This is a genomic window from Streptomyces sp. NPDC059443 (assembly GCF_042750105.1).
Classification (GTDB): domain Bacteria; phylum Actinomycetota; class Actinomycetes; order Streptomycetales; family Streptomycetaceae; genus Streptomyces.
On sequence record NZ_JBHYVM010000039.1, the window covers coordinates 32,066 to 49,127 of the forward strand.

30 protein-coding genes are annotated in these 17,062 nt (G+C 66.1%); all 30 read right to left on the bottom strand.

What is annotated here, in order from left to right; all coding sequences use genetic code 11:
* Positions 1–34: 34 nt before the first annotated feature.
* Positions 35–1,057, bottom strand: coding sequence for a DNA-directed RNA polymerase subunit alpha (locus ACFXDJ_RS30155; RefSeq protein ID WP_008739666.1), 1,023 nt, complete (start codon positions 1,055–1,057; stop codon positions 35–37).
* Positions 1,058–1,260: 203 nt separating this feature from the next.
* Complete coding sequence (rpsK, locus tag ACFXDJ_RS30160; protein ID WP_006376016.1) at positions 1,261–1,665, bottom strand: 30S ribosomal protein S11; 405 nt, start codon at positions 1,663–1,665, stop codon at positions 1,261–1,263.
* Between the two features lie 54 nt (positions 1,666–1,719).
* The gene (gene rpsM, locus ACFXDJ_RS30165) at positions 1,720–2,100 is read right to left on the bottom strand and encodes a 30S ribosomal protein S13 (protein ID WP_053682609.1); all 381 of its coding nucleotides are present in this window, start codon (positions 2,098–2,100) and stop codon (positions 1,720–1,722) included.
* 200 nt (positions 2,101–2,300) lie between these two features.
* A complete protein-coding gene (rpmJ, locus tag ACFXDJ_RS30170; RefSeq protein WP_003956441.1) occupies positions 2,301–2,414 on the bottom strand; it encodes a 50S ribosomal protein L36 in 114 nt (37 codons plus the stop codon).
* 74 nt (positions 2,415–2,488) lie between these two features.
* Complete coding sequence (gene infA, locus ACFXDJ_RS30175) at positions 2,489–2,710, bottom strand: translation initiation factor IF-1 (RefSeq protein ID WP_003956442.1); 222 nt, start codon at positions 2,708–2,710, stop codon at positions 2,489–2,491.
* A gap of 190 nt (positions 2,711–2,900) precedes the next feature.
* Positions 2,901–3,752 carry a type I methionyl aminopeptidase gene (map, locus tag ACFXDJ_RS30180; protein WP_330298083.1) on the bottom strand — a complete coding sequence of 284 codons (852 nt, stop codon included), beginning with the start codon at positions 3,750–3,752 and terminating at the stop codon, positions 2,901–2,903.
* Positions 3,753–3,846: 94 nt separating this feature from the next.
* Positions 3,847–4,494: an adenylate kinase gene (locus tag ACFXDJ_RS30185; RefSeq protein WP_384663807.1), complete on the bottom strand. Its 648-nt coding sequence runs from the start codon at positions 4,492–4,494 to the stop codon at positions 3,847–3,849.
* A complete protein-coding gene (gene secY / locus ACFXDJ_RS30190; RefSeq protein ID WP_384663805.1) occupies positions 4,494–5,807 on the bottom strand; it encodes a preprotein translocase subunit SecY in 1,314 nt (437 codons plus the stop codon). The genes ACFXDJ_RS30185 and secY overlap by 1 nt, the downstream gene beginning before the upstream one ends.
* Before the next feature lie 186 nt (positions 5,808–5,993).
* Positions 5,994–6,449, bottom strand: a complete 456-nt coding sequence (gene rplO, locus ACFXDJ_RS30195; RefSeq protein WP_330298080.1) for a 50S ribosomal protein L15 — start codon at positions 6,447–6,449, stop codon at positions 5,994–5,996.
* Between the two features lies 1 nt (position 6,450).
* Positions 6,451–6,633, bottom strand: coding sequence for a 50S ribosomal protein L30 (rpmD, locus tag ACFXDJ_RS30200; protein WP_112447741.1), 183 nt, complete (start codon positions 6,631–6,633; stop codon positions 6,451–6,453).
* Positions 6,633–7,235 carry a 30S ribosomal protein S5 gene (gene rpsE, locus ACFXDJ_RS30205; RefSeq protein WP_008739695.1) on the bottom strand — a complete coding sequence of 201 codons (603 nt, stop codon included), beginning with the start codon at positions 7,233–7,235 and terminating at the stop codon, positions 6,633–6,635. The genes rpmD and rpsE overlap by 1 nt, the downstream gene beginning before the upstream one ends.
* Positions 7,236–7,281: 46 nt before the next feature.
* A complete protein-coding gene (gene rplR, locus ACFXDJ_RS30210; protein ID WP_030008471.1) occupies positions 7,282–7,665 on the bottom strand; it encodes a 50S ribosomal protein L18 in 384 nt (127 codons plus the stop codon).
* A gap of 2 nt (positions 7,666–7,667) precedes the next feature.
* The gene (gene rplF / locus ACFXDJ_RS30215; protein WP_384651652.1) at positions 7,668–8,207 is read right to left on the bottom strand and encodes a 50S ribosomal protein L6; all 540 of its coding nucleotides are present in this window, start codon (positions 8,205–8,207) and stop codon (positions 7,668–7,670) included.
* Positions 8,208–8,227: 20 nt separating this feature from the next.
* Positions 8,228–8,626 (bottom strand): 30S ribosomal protein S8, encoded by a 399-nt coding sequence (rpsH, locus tag ACFXDJ_RS30220; RefSeq protein WP_007265911.1) that lies wholly within the window; start codon positions 8,624–8,626, stop codon positions 8,228–8,230.
* A 223-nt stretch (positions 8,627–8,849) separates the two neighbouring features.
* Positions 8,850–9,035, bottom strand: a complete 186-nt coding sequence (locus tag ACFXDJ_RS30225; RefSeq protein ID WP_003956452.1) for a type Z 30S ribosomal protein S14 — start codon at positions 9,033–9,035, stop codon at positions 8,850–8,852.
* 5 nt (positions 9,036–9,040) lie between these two features.
* Positions 9,041–9,592: a 50S ribosomal protein L5 gene (gene rplE, locus ACFXDJ_RS30230; RefSeq protein ID WP_030388859.1), complete on the bottom strand. Its 552-nt coding sequence runs from the start codon at positions 9,590–9,592 to the stop codon at positions 9,041–9,043.
* The gene (rplX, locus tag ACFXDJ_RS30235; protein ID WP_215023444.1) at positions 9,592–9,915 is read right to left on the bottom strand and encodes a 50S ribosomal protein L24; all 324 of its coding nucleotides are present in this window, start codon (positions 9,913–9,915) and stop codon (positions 9,592–9,594) included. The genes rplE and rplX overlap by 1 nt, the downstream gene beginning before the upstream one ends.
* Before the next feature lie 2 nt (positions 9,916–9,917).
* Positions 9,918–10,286 carry a 50S ribosomal protein L14 gene (gene rplN, locus ACFXDJ_RS30240; protein WP_003956455.1) on the bottom strand — a complete coding sequence of 123 codons (369 nt, stop codon included), beginning with the start codon at positions 10,284–10,286 and terminating at the stop codon, positions 9,918–9,920.
* Between the two features lie 124 nt (positions 10,287–10,410).
* Positions 10,411–10,692: a 30S ribosomal protein S17 gene (rpsQ, locus tag ACFXDJ_RS30245; RefSeq protein WP_053682619.1), complete on the bottom strand. Its 282-nt coding sequence runs from the start codon at positions 10,690–10,692 to the stop codon at positions 10,411–10,413.
* Complete coding sequence (gene rpmC / locus ACFXDJ_RS30250; protein WP_073912892.1) at positions 10,692–10,916, bottom strand: 50S ribosomal protein L29; 225 nt, start codon at positions 10,914–10,916, stop codon at positions 10,692–10,694. The genes rpsQ and rpmC overlap by 1 nt, the downstream gene beginning before the upstream one ends.
* Entirely contained in the window at positions 10,916–11,335 is a 420-nt protein-coding gene (gene rplP, locus ACFXDJ_RS30255; protein ID WP_030026326.1) for a 50S ribosomal protein L16, read from the bottom strand. Before rplP ends, rpmC begins: the two co-directional genes overlap by 1 nt.
* 5 nt (positions 11,336–11,340) lie before the next feature.
* Complete coding sequence (gene rpsC / locus ACFXDJ_RS30260) at positions 11,341–12,183, bottom strand: 30S ribosomal protein S3 (protein ID WP_215023442.1); 843 nt, start codon at positions 12,181–12,183, stop codon at positions 11,341–11,343.
* Positions 12,183–12,530 carry a 50S ribosomal protein L22 gene (gene rplV, locus ACFXDJ_RS30265; RefSeq protein WP_007265904.1) on the bottom strand — a complete coding sequence of 116 codons (348 nt, stop codon included), beginning with the start codon at positions 12,528–12,530 and terminating at the stop codon, positions 12,183–12,185. Before rplV ends, rpsC begins: the two co-directional genes overlap by 1 nt.
* 43 nt (positions 12,531–12,573) lie before the next feature.
* Complete coding sequence (rpsS, locus tag ACFXDJ_RS30270) at positions 12,574–12,855, bottom strand: 30S ribosomal protein S19 (protein WP_023539342.1); 282 nt, start codon at positions 12,853–12,855, stop codon at positions 12,574–12,576.
* Between the two features lie 12 nt (positions 12,856–12,867).
* A complete protein-coding gene (gene rplB / locus ACFXDJ_RS30275; protein WP_112447748.1) occupies positions 12,868–13,704 on the bottom strand; it encodes a 50S ribosomal protein L2 in 837 nt (278 codons plus the stop codon).
* A 39-nt stretch (positions 13,705–13,743) separates the two neighbouring features.
* Positions 13,744–14,067, bottom strand: coding sequence for a 50S ribosomal protein L23 (rplW, locus tag ACFXDJ_RS30280; protein ID WP_384651649.1), 324 nt, complete (start codon positions 14,065–14,067; stop codon positions 13,744–13,746).
* Positions 14,067–14,717, bottom strand: a complete 651-nt coding sequence (rplD, locus tag ACFXDJ_RS30285; protein WP_254387363.1) for a 50S ribosomal protein L4 — start codon at positions 14,715–14,717, stop codon at positions 14,067–14,069. The genes rplW and rplD overlap by 1 nt, the downstream gene beginning before the upstream one ends.
* A gap of 4 nt (positions 14,718–14,721) precedes the next feature.
* Positions 14,722–15,366 carry a 50S ribosomal protein L3 gene (gene rplC / locus ACFXDJ_RS30290; RefSeq protein ID WP_215015311.1) on the bottom strand — a complete coding sequence of 215 codons (645 nt, stop codon included), beginning with the start codon at positions 15,364–15,366 and terminating at the stop codon, positions 14,722–14,724.
* 14 nt (positions 15,367–15,380) lie between these two features.
* Positions 15,381–15,689 (bottom strand): 30S ribosomal protein S10, encoded by a 309-nt coding sequence (gene rpsJ / locus ACFXDJ_RS30295; protein WP_003948644.1) that lies wholly within the window; start codon positions 15,687–15,689, stop codon positions 15,381–15,383.
* Between the two features lie 457 nt (positions 15,690–16,146).
* Entirely contained in the window at positions 16,147–17,058 is a 912-nt protein-coding gene (rfbD, locus tag ACFXDJ_RS30300) for a dTDP-4-dehydrorhamnose reductase (protein WP_384651654.1), read from the bottom strand.
* Positions 17,059–17,062: the final 4 nt, after the last annotated feature.

Below are 17,062 nucleotides of genomic sequence, written 5' to 3' on the forward strand. Positions count from 1 at the left end.
CCCACCCCCCCCCCCCCCCCCCACAAGCTTTTTCTTAGTACTGCTCGGTCTCGACGAAACCGGCGTCCGCGTCGTCGTCGGCGCCGAAGGCGTCGGCGGCGGCGGTCGGGTCGAATCCGGGCGGGCTGTCCTTGAGGGCCAGGCCCATGCCGGCCAGCTTCGCCTTGACCTCGTCGATCGACTTCGCACCGAAGTTGCGGATGTCGAGCAGGTCGGCCTCGGAGCGGGCGACGAGCTCACCCACGGAGTGGATGCCCTCGCGCTTGAGGCAGTTGTACGAGCGGACCGTGAGCTCGAGCTCCTCGATCGGCAGCGCCAGATCGGCGGCCAGGGCCGCGTCCGTCGGCGAGGGGCCCATGTCGATGCCCTCGGCGTCGATGTTGAGCTCGCGGGCCAGACCGAACAGCTCGACCAGGGTCTTACCGGCGGACGCCATGGCGTCGCGCGGGCGCATGGCCTGCTTGGTCTCGACGTCGACGATCAGCTTGTCGAAGTCGGTGCGCTGCTCGACTCGGGTCGCCTCGACCTTGTAGGTGACCTTGAGGACCGGGCTGTAGATGGAGTCGATCGGGATGCGACCGATCTCCTGGCCCAGCTGCTTGTTCTGGACGGCGGAGACGTAGCCGCGACCGCGCTCGACGGTCAGCTCCATCTCCAGCTTGCCCTTGCCGTTGAGCGTGGCGAGGACCAGGTCCGGGTTGTGCACCTCGACACCGGCCGGGGGCGCGATGTCGGCAGCGGTGACCAGGCCGGGACCCTGCTTGCGCAGGTACATCACGACCGGCTCGTCGTGCTCCGAGGAGACGACCAGCTGCTTGATGTTGAGGATGATGTCGGTGACGTCTTCCTTGACACCCGGCACGGTGGTGAACTCGTGCAGGACGCCGTCCACGCGGATGCTGGTGACAGCGGCACCCGGGATCGAGGACAGGAGCGTGCGGCGGAGCGAGTTGCCGAGGGTGTAGCCGAAGCCCGGCTCCAGCGGCTCGATCACGAACCGCGAGCGGTACTCGTCGACGACCTCTTCGGTCAGCGAAGGACGCTGAGCGATAAGCATGTCTGTGTTCCTTCATTCGTGGACGCCCACTATTTGACGCCCGACGGGTGCAGCTTGCGCTGCGGACTACAAGGGTACGGGCGGTACGTCCCCCGCGAGGGGTTCGTACCGCCCGGACACTCAAAGACGCACAAGTGCGTCCGCTGCGCATACGCGGCGGCGCGGTTCAGCCCCGCGGTGGCGGGGAGGGGCGCCGCCCCGGATCAGACGCGGCGGCGCTTCGGCGGACGGCAGCCGTTGTGCGGGGTGGGGGTGACGTCCTGGATCGAGCCGACCTCAAGGCCAGTGGCCTGGAGGGAGCGGATCGCGGTCTCACGGCCGGAGCCGGGACCCTTGACGAAGACGTCGACCTTGCGCATGCCGTGCTCCTGCGCGCGACGGGCGGCCGACTCGGCGGCCATCTGCGCGGCGAAGGGGGTGGACTTGCGCGAGCCCTTGAAGCCGACGTGGCCGGCGGAGGCCCAGGAGATCACGTTGCCCGCGGGGTCCGTGATCGAGACGATCGTGTTGTTGAACGTGCTCTTGATGTGGGCGTGCCCATGAGCGACGTTCTTCTTTTCCTTGCGGCGCACCTTCTTGGCAGCGCCCTGACGACCCTTGGGGGGCATCTAAATCTCCTACGGGAGGTGGTCGGTCCTACAGCGCAAGACCGCTGAACAGGACTACTTCTTGCCCGGCTTCTTCTTACCGGCGATCGCGCGACGCGGACCCTTGCGGGTACGGGCGTTCGTGCTGGTGCGCTGACCGTGCACGGGCAGGCCGCGACGGTGACGGACACCCTGGTAGCACTGGATCTCGACCTTGCGGCGGATGTCGGCCTGGATCTCGCGGCGGAGGTCACCCTCGGTGCGGAGGTTGGCGTCCACGTACTCGCGGATCTTGACCAGGTCCTCTTCGGCCAGGTCACGAACGCGGGTGTCCGGGTTCACACCGGTGGCCGCAAGGATTTCCTTGGACCGGGTGCGACCGACACCGAAGACGTAGGTAAGTGCGATCTCCACACGCTTTTCGCGCGGGATGTCAACACCGGAAACGCGTGCCATTCAATGGCTCCTGTGTGTTCGGGGGTCTTCAGCAGAACCGAACCCCGGCCGCCGACCACACCTGATGGGTGGTGGTACGTCCGGGTCCCCGGCCCCCGCCGGAGGTGCCGCCGGCCCTGGTCGGGGCTAGGCGGGTTCTGCGTATGTACGTTTTCTTACGTCGCGCGAAGAACTGCGTAGTGCAGGTCGGTCGGCGTGCGTCAGCCCTGGCGCTGCTTGTGGCGCAGGTTGTCGCAGATGACCATGACCCGACCGTGACGGCGGATCACCTTGCACTTGTCGCAGATCTTCTTGACGCTCGGCTTGACCTTCATGTTGGTGAGGTTCTCCGGGTCAGTGCCACCACCCGCGCCGGGACAAGACGTCCGGACGGGAGTGAAGACAAGATCTACTTGTATCGGTAGACGATCCGGCCACGCGTCAGGTCGTACGGAGACAGCTCCACGACGACCCGGTCATCAGGGAGGATGCGGATGTAGTGCATGCGCATCTTGCCGCTGATGTGCGCGAGGACCTTGTGACCGTTCTGGAGTTCCACCTTGAACATCGCGTTCGGGAGGGACTCGATCACGGTGCCCTCGATTTCGATGGCACCTTGCTTCTTGGCCACGCTTCGCCTTTCGAATCGGCTACCTTGATCAGCTCCCCGCCTTCGCATGAGGACATGCGGGTGCAAAGGAGCCGACGAGTCAGTCTACGTCAGGGCCCACCGAAAGACGAATCCGGAAAGTGTGCCCTACAGGATAGATCATCAATCCTGGTCAGCGGGGTCGACCGGCCGGGCCCACCGGCCGCCCGGCTCAGCCCAGCGGGTCGGGCGCGGTGGTGATGCCGTACTCCGCCAGCTTCGCCTTGCCGCAGTCCGGGGAGGTCAGCACGATCGGGCCCTCCTCGGTCAGGGCGATGGAGTGCTCCCAGTGCGAGGACCAGGTGCCGTCCGTGGTGATGACCGTCCAGTCGTCGGCCAGGACCTCCGTCTGGGCGGTGCCCAGGGAGACCATCGGCTCGATCGCCAGGCACAGGCCCGGGACCAGCTTGATCCCCTTGCCGCGCTTGCGGGAGACGTAGTTCAGCAGGTGGGGGTCCATGTGCATCTCGGAACCGATGCCGTGGCCGCCGTAGTCCTCGATGATCCCGAACTTGCCGAGGCTGTGCTCGCCCGTGCTGGGGCGGGGCTGGCGCTTGATGTACGTCTCGATCGCCTTCGAGATGTCCACGAGGCGGTTGCCGAGCTTCATGGCGGCGATCCCGGCCCACATGGACTCCTCGGTCACCCGGGAGAGCTCCAGCAGCTCAGGCGCGTGCCCAGTGCCCACGAAGGCGGTGTACGCGGCGTCGCCGTGCCAGCCGTCGACGATCGCGCCGGCGTCGATCGAGATGATGTCGCCGTCCTTGAGGACGGTCTTGTCGTCCGGGATGCCGTGGACGACGACCTCGTTGGCCGAGGTGCAGATGGTCGCGGGGAAGCCCCCGTAGCCGAGGAAGTTCGACTTGGCGCCGGCGTCCGCGATGACCTTGCGGGCCACCATGTCCAGATCCCGCGTCGTGGCGCCGGGCACGGCCGCCTCACGGGTCGCCGCGTGGATCGCGGCGACGACCAGTCCCGCCTCGCGCATCTTCGCGATCTGCTCGGGGGTCTTGATCTGGACCATGGGAATTGCCTTCCACCTTCGGTTCGACGGTCGCGTCAACAGTACGGCCGCGGCGTCCTGAGGACACCGCGGCCGTGGCTGCACTACTGGGGAACTACTTCTTGAGGGCGTCCATCGCGCGCTGCGTGACGTCCTTGACCTCGCCCAGCGCCGGGATCGTCGACACGAGGCCCTGGGCCTTGTAGTAGTCGATGATCGGCTCGGTCTGGGTGTGGTAGACCTCGAGGCGGTTGCGGACCGCGTCCTCGGACTGGTCCTCACGGACGTACAGCTCGCCGCCGCAGATGTCGCAGACACCCTCGGTCTTCGGCGGGGCGTACGCGACGTGGAACACGTGCGAGCCGTCGTTGCGGCAGGTGCGCCGCCCGGCGAGACGCTTGACGACCTCGTCCTCCTCGACCTCCAGGTCGAGTACGGCGTCGAGGTTCATGCCCTCGGCCTTCAGCATCACGTCGAGGGCCTCGGCCTGCGACACGTTGCGCGGGAAGCCGTCGAGCAGGAAACCGCCGGCGGCGTCCGCCTGCTCCATGCGGTCCTTGGCCATGCCGATGGTGATCTCGTCCGGGACGAGGTCGCCGGCGTCCATGAACGCCTTCGCACGGCGGCCCAGCTCGGTGCCCTGGCTGATGTTGGCCCGGAACAGGTCACCCGTGGAGATGTGCGGGATCGACAGGGTCTTGGCAAGCACGGCCGCCTGCGTTCCCTTGCCCGCACCGGGCGGTCCGACGAGAACGATTCGCATCAGCGGAGGAACCCTTCGTAATTGCGCTGCTGGAGCTGGCTCTCGATCTGCTTCACGGTTTCCAGACCCACACCCACGATGATCAGGATGCTCGTCCCGCCGAACGGGAAGTTCTGGTTCGCTCCGAAGCCCGCCAACGCCATCGTCGGCACGAGAGCAATGAGACCCAGGTACAGCGACCCCGGCCAGGTGATCCGGTTGAGTACGTAGCTCAGGTACTCGGCGGTCGGTCGACCGGCGCGGATGCCCGGGATGAAGCCACCATACTTCTTCATGTTGTCGGCGACTTCCTCGGGGTTGAACGAGATCGCCACGTAGAAGAACGCGAAGAAGACGATCAGGAGGAAGTAGGCGGCGATGTAGTACGGGTGGTCGCCCTTGACGAAGTGCTTCTGGATCCACGTGGCCCAGCCGGCGGTGGAACCGCTGAACTGGACGATCAGTGCCGGGATGTACAGCAGCGACGAGGCGAAGATGACCGGGATGACACCGGCCTGGTTCACCTTGAGCGGGATGTACGTCGAGGTACCGCCGTAGGCGCGGCGGCCGATCATGCGCTTCGCGTACTGGACCGGGATCCGGCGCTGCGCCTGTTCGACGAAGACCACCAGGGCCACCATCGCGAGGCCGACCAGGATGACCACGCCGAACTCGACCCAGCCGTCCGCGATCTTGCCCTGGAGCTTGATCTGCCAGAGGGCGCCGACGAAGCCCGCGGCGATCGAGATGAACATCAGGATCGACATGCCGTTGCCGATACCGCGGTCGGTGATGAGCTCACCGAGCCACATGACGAGGCAGGTACCGGCGGTCATGGTGAGCACCATGACGACGGTGGTGAAGATCGACCGGTCGGGGACGATCTGGTCCTTGACCGCGCAGCCCTGGAAAAGGGCGCCGCTGCGGGCGGTGGCGACGAGGCCGGTGCCCTGCAGGATCGCGAGCGCGACCGTCAGATAGCGCGTGTACTGAGTGATCTTCGACGTGCCGGCCTGACCCTCTTTTTTGAGGTTCTCCAGCTTCGGGATGACCACGGTCAGCAGCTGCAGAATGATGCTCGCCGTGATGTAGGGCATGATGCCGAGCGCGAAGATCGTGATCTGCAGCAGCGCACCGCCGCTGAACATGTTGACGAGACCGAAGAGGCTGTTGCTGCTCCCGGCCGAGTCGACACAGATCTGAACGTTCTTGTAGCTCACACCAGGTACGGGGATATGCGACCCGAGCCGATACAGCACGATGATGCCGAGCGTGAAAAGCAGCTTCTTGCGCAGGTCGGGCGTCTTGAACGCCCGGGCGAACGCGGTGAGCACGGTGCCTCCTGCGACCCCCGCGCTACTGCGTCAGAGGTGACGGTCTGAGGGATCGACGAATACGTACAAGCAAAGGTGCAGGCCACCATACCGGCGTCTGCGCCCCCCGTGGAACGACCAACCGGGGATGCCCCATATGTGAGGCATCCCCGGTCGGGTTTCTAGCTATTTGTCACTGAGTTCGTCTTAGACGAGCTCGGTCACGGTGCCACCAGCGGCGGCAATCTTCTCCTTGGCGGAGCCGGAGACGGCGTCAACCGAAACCTGCAGCGCCACGGAGATCTCGCCCTGGCCCAGGACCTTGACGAGGCTGTTCTTGCGAACCGCGCCCTTGGCGACCAGGTCGGCCACCGTGACCTCTCCACCCTCGGGGTAGAGAGCGCCGAGCTTGTCCAGGTTCACGACCTGGAACTCGGTGCGGAACGGGTTCTTGAAGCCCTTGAGCTTCGGCAGACGCATGTGGAGGGGCATCTGCCCACCCTCGAAGCGCTGCGGGATCTGGTAACGGGCCTTCTGGCCCTTCGTACCACGACCAGCCGTCTTACCCTTCGACGCCTCACCACGACCGACACGGGTCTTCGCGGTCTTGGCACCGGGGGCGGGACGGAGGTTGTGGGCCTTCAGCGGGCTGCTTTCAGCCATGTTAGTCAACCTCCTCAACCGTCACGAGGTGGCGGACGGTGTGAACCATTCCGCGGAACTCGGGGCGGTCCTCCTTGACGACGACGTCGTTCAGGCGCTTGAGCCCGAGCGAACGCAGCGTGTCGCGGTGGTTCTGCTTGCTGCCGATGTACGACTTGATCTGCGTGACCTTGAGGCGAGCCATTACGCACCCGCCCCAGCACGCGCACGGAGCAGAGCCGCGGGGGCGACGTCCTCGAGGGGCAGACCACGGCGAGCCGCGATCTCCTCGGGACGCTGCAGGCCCTTGAGGGCCGCCACGGTCGCGTGCACGATGTTGATCGCGTTGGAAGAGCCGAGCGACTTCGACAGGATGTCGTGAACGCCGGCGCACTCCAGAACGGCGCGCACCGGGCCACCGGCGATAACACCGGTACCAGGGGCGGCCGGCTTCAGCAGCACGACGCCCGCGGCGCGCTCGCCCGTGATCGGGTGAGGAATGGTGCCCTGGATGCGCGGAACCTTGAAGAAGGACTTCTTGGCTTCCTCGACACCCTTGGCGATGGCCGCGGGAACTTCCTTGGCCTTGCCGTAACCGACACCTACAGTGCCGTCACCGTCGCCCACCACGACCAGCGCGGTGAAGCTGAAGCGGCGACCACCCTTGACAACCTTGGCGACGCGGTTGATCGCGACAACGCGCTCAACGTAAGCGGTCTTCTCGGCGGCAGGGCCACCGTCGCGACCCTTCCGGTCCCGCCGCTCGCCGCCACCGGCACCGCTTCCGCGGCGCTGGGGTCCAGCCATTGGATTACCTCTCTCTGTTACGTCCGTGAGTCCCGGAAAACGGGGCTTAGAACTTCAGCCCGGCTTCGCGGGCGGCGTCAGCCAGAGCGGCAATGCGCCCGGCGTATCGGTTGCCACCGCGGTCGAACACGACGGTCTCGACACCCGCGGCCTTGGCGCGCTCGGCGACGAGCGCGCCGACAGCCTGGGCCTGCGAGCTCTTGTCGCCTTCGCCACCACGGATCGAAGCGTCCAGGGTCGACGCCGACGCCAGGGTGTGACCCTGGAGGTCGTCGATGACCTGAGCAACGATGTTGCGGTTGGAACGCGTCACGACGAGGCGCGGACGCTCCGCCGTACCCGAGACGTTCTTGCGGATGCGGATGTGGCGGCGGGCCTTGGCGGCACGCTTGTACGCGTCGCCCTTGGCGATCTTTACACCGTATGCCATGGCTACTTACCAGCCTTTCCGACCTTGCGGCGGATGACTTCGCCGGCGTACTTGACACCCTTGGCCTTGTACGGGTCGGGCTTCCGCAGCTTGCGGATGTTGGCGGCGACCTCGCCGACCTTCTGCTTGTCGATGCCCTCGACCGTGAACTTGGTGGGCGACTCGACCTTGAAGGAGATGCCCTCGGGCGCCTCGATCAGGATCGGGTGGCTGTAACCAAGCTGGAACTCCAGGTTGGAGCCCTTCGCGGCGACGCGGTAACCGACACCGCTGATCTCAAGAGCCTTCACGTAACCCGCGGTCACGCCGGTGATCATGTTCGCCACCAGCGTGCGGGACAGGCCGTGGAGGGCCTTGTTCTGACGCTCGTCGTTGGGGCGGATGACGTTCAGAACGCCGTCCTCACCCTTGACGATCTCGATCGGCGCCTTGACGGTGAGCGCGAGGGAACCCTTGGGGCCCTTCACAGCCACCGACTGGCCGTCGATGGTGACGTCCACACCGGCGGGAACCTGGATGGGGAGCTTGCCGATTCGCGACATTGCTTTTCCTCCGTTCCCGACTACCAGACGTAGGCGAGGACTTCCCCACCTACGCCCTTCTTGCCTGCCTGCTGGCCGGTGAGCAGACCGTGGGACGTGGAGATGATCGCCACGCCCAGGCCGCCGAGCACCTTCGGCAGGTTGGTGGACTTTGCGTACACACGCAGACCGGGCTTCGAGATCCGCTTGATGCCCGCAATGGAGCGCTCACGGTTCGGCCCGAACTTCAGCTCGAGGACGAGGTTCTTGCCGACCTCGGCGTCCTCGACCTTCCAGCCGGTGATGAAACCCTCCTGCTTGAGGATCTCTGCGATGTGCGACTTGATCTTGCTGTGCGGCATCACCACGGTGTCGTGGTACGCCGAGTTAGCGTTACGCAGACGCGTGAGCATGTCTGCGATCGGGTCAGTCATGGTCATGAAGTGGCCTTCGGCCTCTCTCGCCGGGGTTTCCTGTATGCGCCATCCCTCTCCCCGCTCAGTGGCGGGACGGGTGCGGTGCGGGGACCTACGGCGTAGTAAGTCGTTATGGGCGGCGGACGCCCAACCACACAAGCCTAAGGCATGCGCGGCCGGGCATCCGCCGTCCAGATGCTTACCGAGAGTGCCTGGTACCGCTCAAGTCCTTGCGGACGAGAGGGAATTACCAGGAGCTCTTGGTCACGCCCGGCAGCTCGCCACGGTGAGCCATCTCACGAAGGCACACGCGGCACAGGCCGAACTTGCGGTACACGGAGTGGGGGCGACCGCAGCGCTGGCAGCGGGTGTACGCACGCACACCGAACTTGGGCTTGCGGGCAGCCTTCGCGATGAGAGCCTTCTTCGCCATCTCGCTTACGCCTCCTTGAAGGGGAAGCCGAGGTGACGAAGGAGGGCGCGGCCCTCGTCGTCGTTGGTCGCCGTGGTGACCACGGTGATGTCCATACCCCGGGTACGGTCGATCTTGTCCTGGTCGATCTCGTGGAACATGACCTGCTCCGTGAGACCGAAGGTGTAGTTGCCACGGCCGTCGAACTGCTTCGGCGACAGACCACGGAAGTCACGGATACGCGGCAGCGCGAGCGACAGCGTACGGTCCAGGAACTCCCACATGCGGTCACCGCGGAGGGTGACGTGGCAGCCGATCGGCTGACCCTCGCGCAGCTTGAACTGCGCGATGGACTTGCGGGCCTTCGTGACGGCCGGCTTCTGACCGGTGATCGTCGTCAGGTCCTTGATGGCGCCGTCGATCAGCTTGGAGTCGCGGGCGGCGTCGCCCACACCCATGTTGACCACGATCTTCACGAGGCCGGGGATCTGCATGACGTTCTCGTAGGAGAACTCTTCACGCAGCTTGCCCGCGATGTCCTCGCGGTACTTCGTCTTGAGACGCGGAGTGGTAGCCATCAGATGTCCTCACCCGTCCGCTTGGCAACGCGGATCTTGTTGCCCTCGTCGTCGAAGCGGAAGCCGACGCGGGTAACGACCTTCTGGCCGTCCTTCTCCACAACCAGCTGAACGTTGCTGACGTGGATCGGCGCCTCGGTGATCACGATGCCACCGGTCTGCGAACCACCAGCGGTCTGACCGGCCTTGGTGTGCTTCTTGACCCGGTTGACACCCTCGACCAGAACGCGGTTCTCAGTAGGGATGGCCAGAATGACCTTGCCCTGCTTGCCCTTGTCCTTACCGGTGATGACCTGAACCAGGTCGCCCTTCTTGATCTTCATGCTTACAGCACCTCCGGCGCGAGCGAGATGATCTTCATGAACTTCTTCTCGCGCAGCTCACGGCCCACCGGGCCGAAGATACGGGTGCCACGAGGGTCGCCGTCGTTCTTCAGAATGACGGCGGCGTTCTCGTCGAAGCGGATGTACGAGCCGTCCTGGCGGCGGCGTTCCTTCACGGTGCGAACGATGACCGCCTTGACGACGTCACCCTTCTTCACGTTGCCACCGGGGATCGCGTCCTTGACGGTGGCAACGATGACGTCACCGATGCCCGCGTAGCGGCGACCGGAGCCACCGAGAACACGGATGCAAAGGATCTCCTTGGCACCAGTGTTGTCGGCGACACGCAGTCGCGACTCCTGCTGGATCACGTCTATCTCCTGTTTGTCTGCCGGTTCCCGGCGGGGGCATCACTCCGAAGAGCTACCGCCCCCACCGAGCCTGGCGGAACGAACCTGAGGGGCCCCCGGGCTTGATGCCCGGGGCCTCAGATAATTACTTGGCCTTCTCGAGGATCTCGACGATGCGCCAGCGCTTGCTCGCCGACAGCGGACGCGTCTCCATGATGAGGACGCGGTCGCCGACGCCGGCAGCGTTCTGCTCGTCGTGAGCCTTGAGCTTGTTCGTACGGCGGATGACCTTGCCGTACAGGGCGTGCTTCACGCGGTCCTCGACGGCGACGACGACGGTCTTGTCCATCTTGTCGCTGACGACGAGGCCCTCACGGGTCTTGCGGAAGCCGCGGTCCTGGGTCTCAGTCACATTCTTCTCGCTCATCAGGCGCTCTCCACCGTCTCGATGCCGAGCTCGCGCTCGTGCATCAGGGTGTAGATCCGGGCGATGTCCTTGCGGACGGAACGGAGCCGGCCGTTGTTCTCGAGCTGGCCCGTGGCAGCCTGGAAGCGAAGCTTGAACAGCTCTTCCTTGGCCTCGCGCAGCTTGCCAACGAGCTCCTCGTTGCCGAGCTCACGCAGCTCGGACGCCTTGGTTCCCGTCGCCATCACGACTCACCTGCCTCGCGCCGAACAATCCGGCACTTCATCGGAAGCTTGTGAGCAGCGCGGGTGAGCGCCTCACGAGCAATCTTCTCGTTCGGGTAGGACAGCTCGAACATGACCCGGCCCGGGTGCACGTTCGCGATCCACCACTCGGGAGAACCCTTACCGGAACCCATGCGGGTCTCGGCAGGCTTCTTCGTCAGGGGACGGTCCGGGTAGATGTTGATCCAGACCTTGCCGCCACGCTTGATGTGGCGGGTCATCGCGATACGAGCCGCCTCGATCTGGCGGTTCGTCACGTAGGCGGGGGTAAGCGCCTGGATGCCGTACTCGCCGAACGAGACCTCAGTACCGCCCTTGGCCATACCACGGCGCTTCGGGTGGTGCTGCTTGCGGTGCTTGACCCTACGAGGGATCAGCATGTCGGTCAGGCCTCCGTTCCGGTGCTCTCGGCCGGAGCGGCGGCGGGAGCGTCGGCCTTGGGGGCCTCGACACCAGCAGCCTGCTGCGGCTTGCGGCCACCACGGCCGCCGCGCTCGCCACCACGGCCACCACGGCCGGCGGGACGGTCGCTAGCGCCTGCGGCACCACGGGCCGGGCGGTTACCCGCACGGGCCGCGGCGTTCTCGGCGCGAACCTCGGCGATGTTCTTGACGTCGCCCTTGTAGATCCAGACCTTCACACCGATACGGCCGAAGGTGGTCTTGGCCTCGAAGAAGCCGTAGTCCACGTTCGCGCGGAGGGTGTGCAGCGGCACACGGCCTTCGCGGTAGAACTCGGAGCGGGACATCTCGGCGCCGCCGAGACGGCCGCCACACTGGATCTTGATGCCCTTGGCGCCGGCCTTCATCGTGCCCTGCATGCTCTTACGCATGGCGCGACGGAAGGAGACGCGGGAGGAGAGCTGCTCGGCAACGGCCTGGGCAACCAGCTGAGCATCGAGCTCGGGGTTCTTGACCTCGAGGATGTTCAGCTGGACCTGCTTGCCCGTGAGCTTCTCGAGGTCACCGCGGATGCGGTCGGCCTCGGCGCCACGGCGGCCGATGACGATGCCCGGACGAGCGGTGTGGATGTCCACACGCACGCGGTCACGGGTGCGCTCGATCTCAACCTTCGAGATGCCGGCGCGCTCCATGCCGGACGTCATCATCCTGCGGATGGCGACGTCTTCCTTGACGTAGTCCTTGTACAGCTTGTCGGCGTACCAACGCGACTTGAAGTCGGTGGTGATGCCGAGCCGGAACCCGTGCGGGTTTACCTTCTGGCCCATTACCGGGAACCTTCCTTGCTGCTGACGACCACGGTGATGTGGCTGGTCCGCTTGCGGATCCGGTAGGCACGGCCCTGTGCACGCGGACGGAACCGCTTCAGGGTCGGGCCCTCGTCCACGTACGCCTCGCTGATGACCAGCGTGGAGGCGTCCGGGTGGTTGTAGTTGTGTGCGGCGTTGGCAATGGCGCTGTCGAGCACCTTGCCAACCGGCACGCTCGCGGCCTGCGGGGCGAAACGCAGGACCGCCTGAGCCTCCGTGGCATCCATGCCACGGATAAGGTCCACCACTCGGCGGGCCTTCATGGGCGTGACGCGGATGTACCGCGCCTGGGCCCTGGCTTCCATGGTTGTCCCTTCGGTGTAAGTCATAGTCGTAACCACCCCGCCTTTAGCGGCGCTTCGACTTCCGGTCGTCCTTGACGTGGCCGCGGAAGGTGCGAGTCGGCGAGAACTCGCCGAGCTTGTGGCCGACCATCGACTCGGTGACGAACACCGGGACGTGGATCTTGCCGTTGTGCACCGCGATGGTGTGACCCAGCATGGCCGGGATGATCATCGAGCGACGGGACCAGGTCTTGATGACGTTCTTGGTACCGGCTTCGTTCTGTACGTCCACCTTCTTGATGAGGTGTCCGTCGACGAAGGGTCCCTTCTTGAGACTGCGCGGCATCTAAACCCGCTCCTAGCGCTTCTTGTTCGTCTTGCGGCGGCGGACGATGTACTTGCTCGAAGCCTTCTTCGGCGAGCGAGTACGACCCTCCTTCTGACCCCACGGGGAGACCGGGTGGCGACCACCACTGGTCTTACCCTCACCACCACCGTGCGGGTGGTCGACCGGGTTCATCGCGACACCGCGGACGGAGGGGCGAACGCCCTTCCAGCGCATACGGCCGGCCTTGCCCCAGTTGATGTTCGACTGCTCGGCGTTGCCGACCTCGCCGACCGTGGCGCGGCAGCGGGCGTCGACGAGACGGATCTCACCGGACGGCATACGAAGGTGGGCCATGGTGCCCTCCTTCGCCAGCAGCTGCACGGAGGCACCAGCGGAGCGGGCGAACTTCGCGCCACCACCGGGACGGAGCTCGATCGCGTGGATCGTGGTACCGACCGGGATGTTGCGGAGCGCCAGGTTGTTGCCGGGCTTGATGTCGGCCGTCGGGCCGTTCTCAATCCGGTCACCCTGCTTCAGGTTCTTCGGCGCAATGATGTAGCGCTTCTCACCGTCGGCGTAGTGCAGGAGCGCGATGCGCGCCGTGCGGTTGGGGTCGTACTCGATGTGCGCGACCTTCGCCGGCACGCCGTCCTTGTCGTGACGACGGAAGTCGATCACACGGTAGGCGCGCTTGTGGCCGCCACCCTGGTGTCGAACCGTGATCCGACCGGTGTTGTTACGGCCGCCCTTGCTGTGCAGGGGGCGGACCAGCGACTTCTCCGGCGTGGACCGCGTGATCTCGACAAAGTCGGCGACGCTGGAGCCACGACGGCCCGGGGTCGTCGGCTTGTACTTGCGGATACCCATTTCTCAGTCCTCGTCCGATTCCGGACGACTAGACCTCCGTTAGGAGGCCTGGCCGCCGAAGATGTCGATTCGGTCGCCCTCAGCGAGGGTCACGATGGCGCGCTTGGTGTTCGCACGCTTGCCGAAACCGGTCTTGGTGCGCTTGCGCTTACCCTGACGGTTGATCGTGTTGACCCCGGTGACCTTGACCCCGAAGACCGCCTCGACGGCCTGCTTGATCTGAGTCTTGTTGGAGCCGGGCGCGACGATGAACGTGTACTTGTTCTCGTCCAGCAGCGCGTAGCTCTTCTCCGAGACAACCGGCTTGATCAGCAGGTCGCGCGGGTCGGTGAAGGTCTTGCTGGTAACGGTCGCCTCAGACATCAGGCGTCGCTCCCTTCGGTCTCATCGGCCTTGGGGCCAGACACGAAGGACTCGAAAGCGGTCTGAGTGAAGACCACGTCGTCAGAGACGATCACGTCGTACGTGTTCAGCTGGCCCGGCTCCAGGATGTGAACCTGGGGCAGGTTGCGGGCGGACAGCCACGCGGCCTCTTCGGAGCGGTCGACGACCAGGAGCAGGTTCTTGCGCTCCGAGATCTTGCCGAACAGCGTCTTGGCGGCCTTCGTGGAGGCGGCACCCTCGACCACGCCGGTGACGACGTGGATGCGGGAGTGACGCGCACGGTCCGAGAGGGCACCGCGCAGGGCGGCGGCCTTCATCTTCTTCGGGGTCCGCTGCGAGTAGTCACGCGGCTGCGGGCCGTGGACGACGCCACCGCCGACGAACTGCGGAGCGCGGGTCGAACCCTGGCGCGCGCGGCCGGTGCCCTTCTGGCGGTACGGCTTGCGGCCACCACCACGGACTTCGCCACGACGCTTGGTCTTGTGCGTGCCCTGACGGGCAGCAGCCAGCTGAGCGACAACGACCTGGTGGATCAGCGGAACGCTGGTCTTCGCGTCGAAGATCTCCGCGGGGAGCTCGACGGTACCGGCCTTGTCGCCTGCCGGCGAAAGGATGTCAATGGTGCTCATTACCTCAAGCCCCCTTGGCCGCGGTACGGACCAGGACGAGGCCGCCGTTCGGACCGGGGACCGCACCCTTGATCAGGAGCAGACCCTTCTCCGCGTCAACCGCGTGGATGGTCAGGTTCTGGGTGGTGACACGCTCGTTACCCATACGACCGGCCATGCGCATGCCCTTGAAGACACGCCCAGGGGTGGCGCAGCCACCGATCGAACCGGGGGAGCGGTGCTTGCGCTGCACGCCGTGGCCGGCGCCGAGGCCCTTGAAGTTGTGACGCTTCATGACACCGGCGAAGCCCTTGCCCTTGCTGTTGCCCGTGACGTCAACCTTGACGCCGGACTCGAACACAGCGGCGGTGATCTCCTGGCCGAGCGTGTACTCGCTGGCGTCGGAGGTGCGGAGCTCCACCAGGTGGCGGCGCGGGGTTACATCGGCCTTGGCGAAGTGACCCTTGAGGGGCTTGTTCACCTTGCGCGGGTCAATCTCGCCGAAGGCGATCTGGACCGACTCGTAGCCATCGATGTCGTTCTTACGGACCTGGGTAACGACGCAGGGCCCGGCCTTGACGACGGTCACCGGGACGACACGGTTGTTCTCGTCCCAGACCTGGGTCATGCCGAGCTTCTCGCCCAGGACGCCCTTGATCTGCTTTGCCATCTTTTCCGCGCCTCTCAGAGCTTGATCTCGATGTCAACGCCGGCCGGAAGGTCCAGGCGCATCAGCGAGTCAACGGTCTTGGGCGTCGGGTCGAGGATGTCGATCAGGCGCTTGTGAGTGCGCATCTCGAAGTGCTCGCGCGAGTCCTTGTACTTGTGCGGCGACTTGATGACGCAGTACACGTTCTTCTCAGTGGGCAGCGGCACCGGGCCCGCGACCGACGCACCAGTGCGCGTCACCGTCTCGACGATCTTCTTCGCCGACGAATCGATGACCTCGTGGTCGTAGGCCTTGAGCCGGATGCGGATCTTCTGTCCCGCCATGGCTACTCCGTAGTCCTGTCTGTTGTGGAAACGCTCTGGTTCTCGGCCGGCTGCGGATGACTCCGCCGCTTTCCTCCGACCCACGCGGTCGGGCGTGTCGCGCTCCCTCTAGAAAAAATTCCCATACGGAAATTCCCTCATCCAAGGGGGCGCGGTCCCAAGACCGCAGATCGGGGGCAAACACCCACCGAGTACCTGGCAGGCACCGTGCTGACGCTTCCCAGAAGATTCCCGTACGTCCGCCCCATTGCTGCCCCGAGAGGCAGATAGAGCGACGAGTACTGTGGGACTTGCTTCCGGTCCTCCCGGCGGGAGGCGCGCAGCATCGGCACACGGCCGAGCAACTTGAGTAGTCTGCCATACGAGACACGTCCCTGGCCAATCGGGCCGAAGAGAATACCCCGCCACGCTGAGTGGTCAAGCCAGCGCGCGCCCTCTCCCCGCCCGGACCTCTCCCTCAGCCTTTCGGCGGCACTCCCCCGAGGCCGGCGAAGGCCTCCCGGGTGATCGCCTCGGCGAGCTGGACCCGCCACTCGGCCAGCGGCTCCAGTCCGGCCGCCGACCAGCGGTCGTGACCGAGGACGCTGAACACCGGACGGACGGCGGGGCGCGCGAACGCCGAGGAGTCGGTCGGCCGGATCCGCTCGGGGTCCAGACCGCTCAGCCGGTAGGTCTCGCGGGCCAGCCCGAACCAGGTGGTCCGGCCGCTCGCGGTGCCGTGGTAGATCCCGCCGGGGGCCCGGCCCGCCAGCGCGGCCAGGCCGAGCTCCACGAGGCGGCGGGCCAGCGCGTAGGACCAGGTGGGCTGGCCGTGCTGGTCGTCCACGACGTCCAGGGTGTCCCGCTGGGCGGCCAGCCCGAGCATGGTGGCGACGAAGTTCGGCCCGTGCTCTCCGTACAGCCAGGCGGTGCGGACCACGTAGCCGTCCCGGGGCAGCAGCTCGGCCACGGCCCGCTCGCCGGCCAGCTTGGAGCGGCCGTACGCGTTCACCGGGCCGGTCGCGGCGTCCTCGGCGTAGGGCTGCGAGGCGTCTCCGGGCAGCACGTAGTCGGTGGAGACGTGCAGCAGCCGGGCCCCGGCCGCGGCGCAGGCCCCGGCCAGGAGGCGCACACCGGCGCCGTTGACGGCCGTGGCGGCCTCCTCGGCCGTCTCGGCGCCGTCCACGTCGGTCCAGGCGGCGCAGTTCACGACCACGGCCGCGCCCTCCACGGCGGCCCGGACGGCCGCCGGACTGGTGATGTCCAGCTCGGCCCGGCCCAGGCCAGCGGCCTCGATCCCGGCATCCTCCAGGACGGCCAGGACGTCCCGGCCGAGCATCCCGGCGGCGCCGGTGACGAGCCAGCGCCCGCCGGCGGGGCCGCCGGCCACTTCC

Coding starts and splice junctions, on each gene's coding strand:
- rplX (WP_215023444.1), bottom strand. CDS start 9,915: ATGAAGATCAAGAAGGGCGACCTGGTTCAGGTCATCACCGGTAAGGAC.
- rplC (WP_215015311.1), bottom strand. CDS start 15,366: ATGGCAAAGCAGATCAAGGGCGTCCTGGGCGAGAAGCTCGGCATGACC.
- rplE (WP_030388859.1), bottom strand. CDS start 9,592: ATGGCTACCACTCCGCGTCTCAAGACGAAGTACCGCGAGGACATCGCG.
- rpsH (WP_007265911.1), bottom strand. CDS start 8,626: ATGACCATGACTGACCCGATCGCAGACATGCTCACGCGTCTGCGTAAC.
- rplO (WP_330298080.1), bottom strand. CDS start 6,449: ATGGCTGAAAGCAGCCCGCTGAAGGCCCACAACCTCCGTCCCGCCCCC.
- rpmD (WP_112447741.1), bottom strand. CDS start 6,633: ATGGCTCGCCTCAAGGTCACGCAGATCAAGTCGTACATCGGCAGCAAG.
- rpsJ (WP_003948644.1), bottom strand. CDS start 15,689: ATGGCGGGACAGAAGATCCGCATCCGGCTCAAGGCCTACGACCACGAG.
- rpsK (WP_006376016.1), bottom strand. CDS start 1,665: ATGCCCCCCAAGGGTCGTCAGGGCGCTGCCAAGAAGGTGCGCCGCAAG.
- rpsS (WP_023539342.1), bottom strand. CDS start 12,855: ATGCCGCGCAGTCTCAAGAAGGGACCCTTCGTCGACGGACACCTCATC.
- map (WP_330298083.1), bottom strand. CDS start 3,752: ATGGTCCAGATCAAGACCCCCGAGCAGATCGCGAAGATGCGCGAGGCG.
- rpsQ (WP_053682619.1), bottom strand. CDS start 10,692: ATGAGCGAGAAGAATGTGACTGAGACCCAGGACCGCGGCTTCCGCAAG.
- ACFXDJ_RS30225 (WP_003956452.1), bottom strand. CDS start 9,035: ATGGCGAAGAAGGCTCTCATCGCGAAGGCTGCCCGCAAGCCCAAGTTC.
- rplP (WP_030026326.1), bottom strand. CDS start 11,335: ATGCTGATCCCTCGTAGGGTCAAGCACCGCAAGCAGCACCACCCGAAG.
- rpsE (WP_008739695.1), bottom strand. CDS start 7,235: ATGGCTGGACCCCAGCGCCGCGGAAGCGGTGCCGGTGGCGGCGAGCGG.
- rplD (WP_254387363.1), bottom strand. CDS start 14,717: ATGAGCACCATTGACATCCTTTCGCCGGCAGGCGACAAGGCCGGTACC.
- rpmJ (WP_003956441.1), bottom strand. CDS start 2,414: ATGAAGGTCAAGCCGAGCGTCAAGAAGATCTGCGACAAGTGCAAGGTG.
- rpmC (WP_073912892.1), bottom strand. CDS start 10,916: ATGGCGACGGGAACCAAGGCGTCCGAGCTGCGTGAGCTCGGCAACGAG.
- rpsM (WP_053682609.1), bottom strand. CDS start 2,100: ATGGCACGCGTTTCCGGTGTTGACATCCCGCGCGAAAAGCGTGTGGAG.
- rpsC (WP_215023442.1), bottom strand. CDS start 12,183: ATGGGCCAGAAGGTAAACCCGCACGGGTTCCGGCTCGGCATCACCACC.
- rplV (WP_007265904.1), bottom strand. CDS start 12,530: ATGGAAGCCAGGGCCCAGGCGCGGTACATCCGCGTCACGCCCATGAAG.
- ACFXDJ_RS30155 (WP_008739666.1), bottom strand. CDS start 1,057: ATGCTTATCGCTCAGCGTCCTTCGCTGACCGAAGAGGTCGTCGACGAG.
- rplB (WP_112447748.1), bottom strand. CDS start 13,704: ATGGGTATCCGCAAGTACAAGCCGACGACCCCGGGCCGTCGTGGCTCC.
- rplW (WP_384651649.1), bottom strand. CDS start 14,067: ATGTCTGAGGCGACCGTTACCAGCAAGACCTTCACCGACCCGCGCGAC.
- rplR (WP_030008471.1), bottom strand. CDS start 7,665: ATGGCATACGGTGTAAAGATCGCCAAGGGCGACGCGTACAAGCGTGCC.
- rplF (WP_384651652.1), bottom strand. CDS start 8,207: ATGTCGCGAATCGGCAAGCTCCCCATCCAGGTTCCCGCCGGTGTGGAC.
- ACFXDJ_RS30185 (WP_384663807.1), bottom strand. CDS start 4,494: ATGCGAATCGTTCTCGTCGGACCGCCCGGTGCGGGCAAGGGAACGCAG.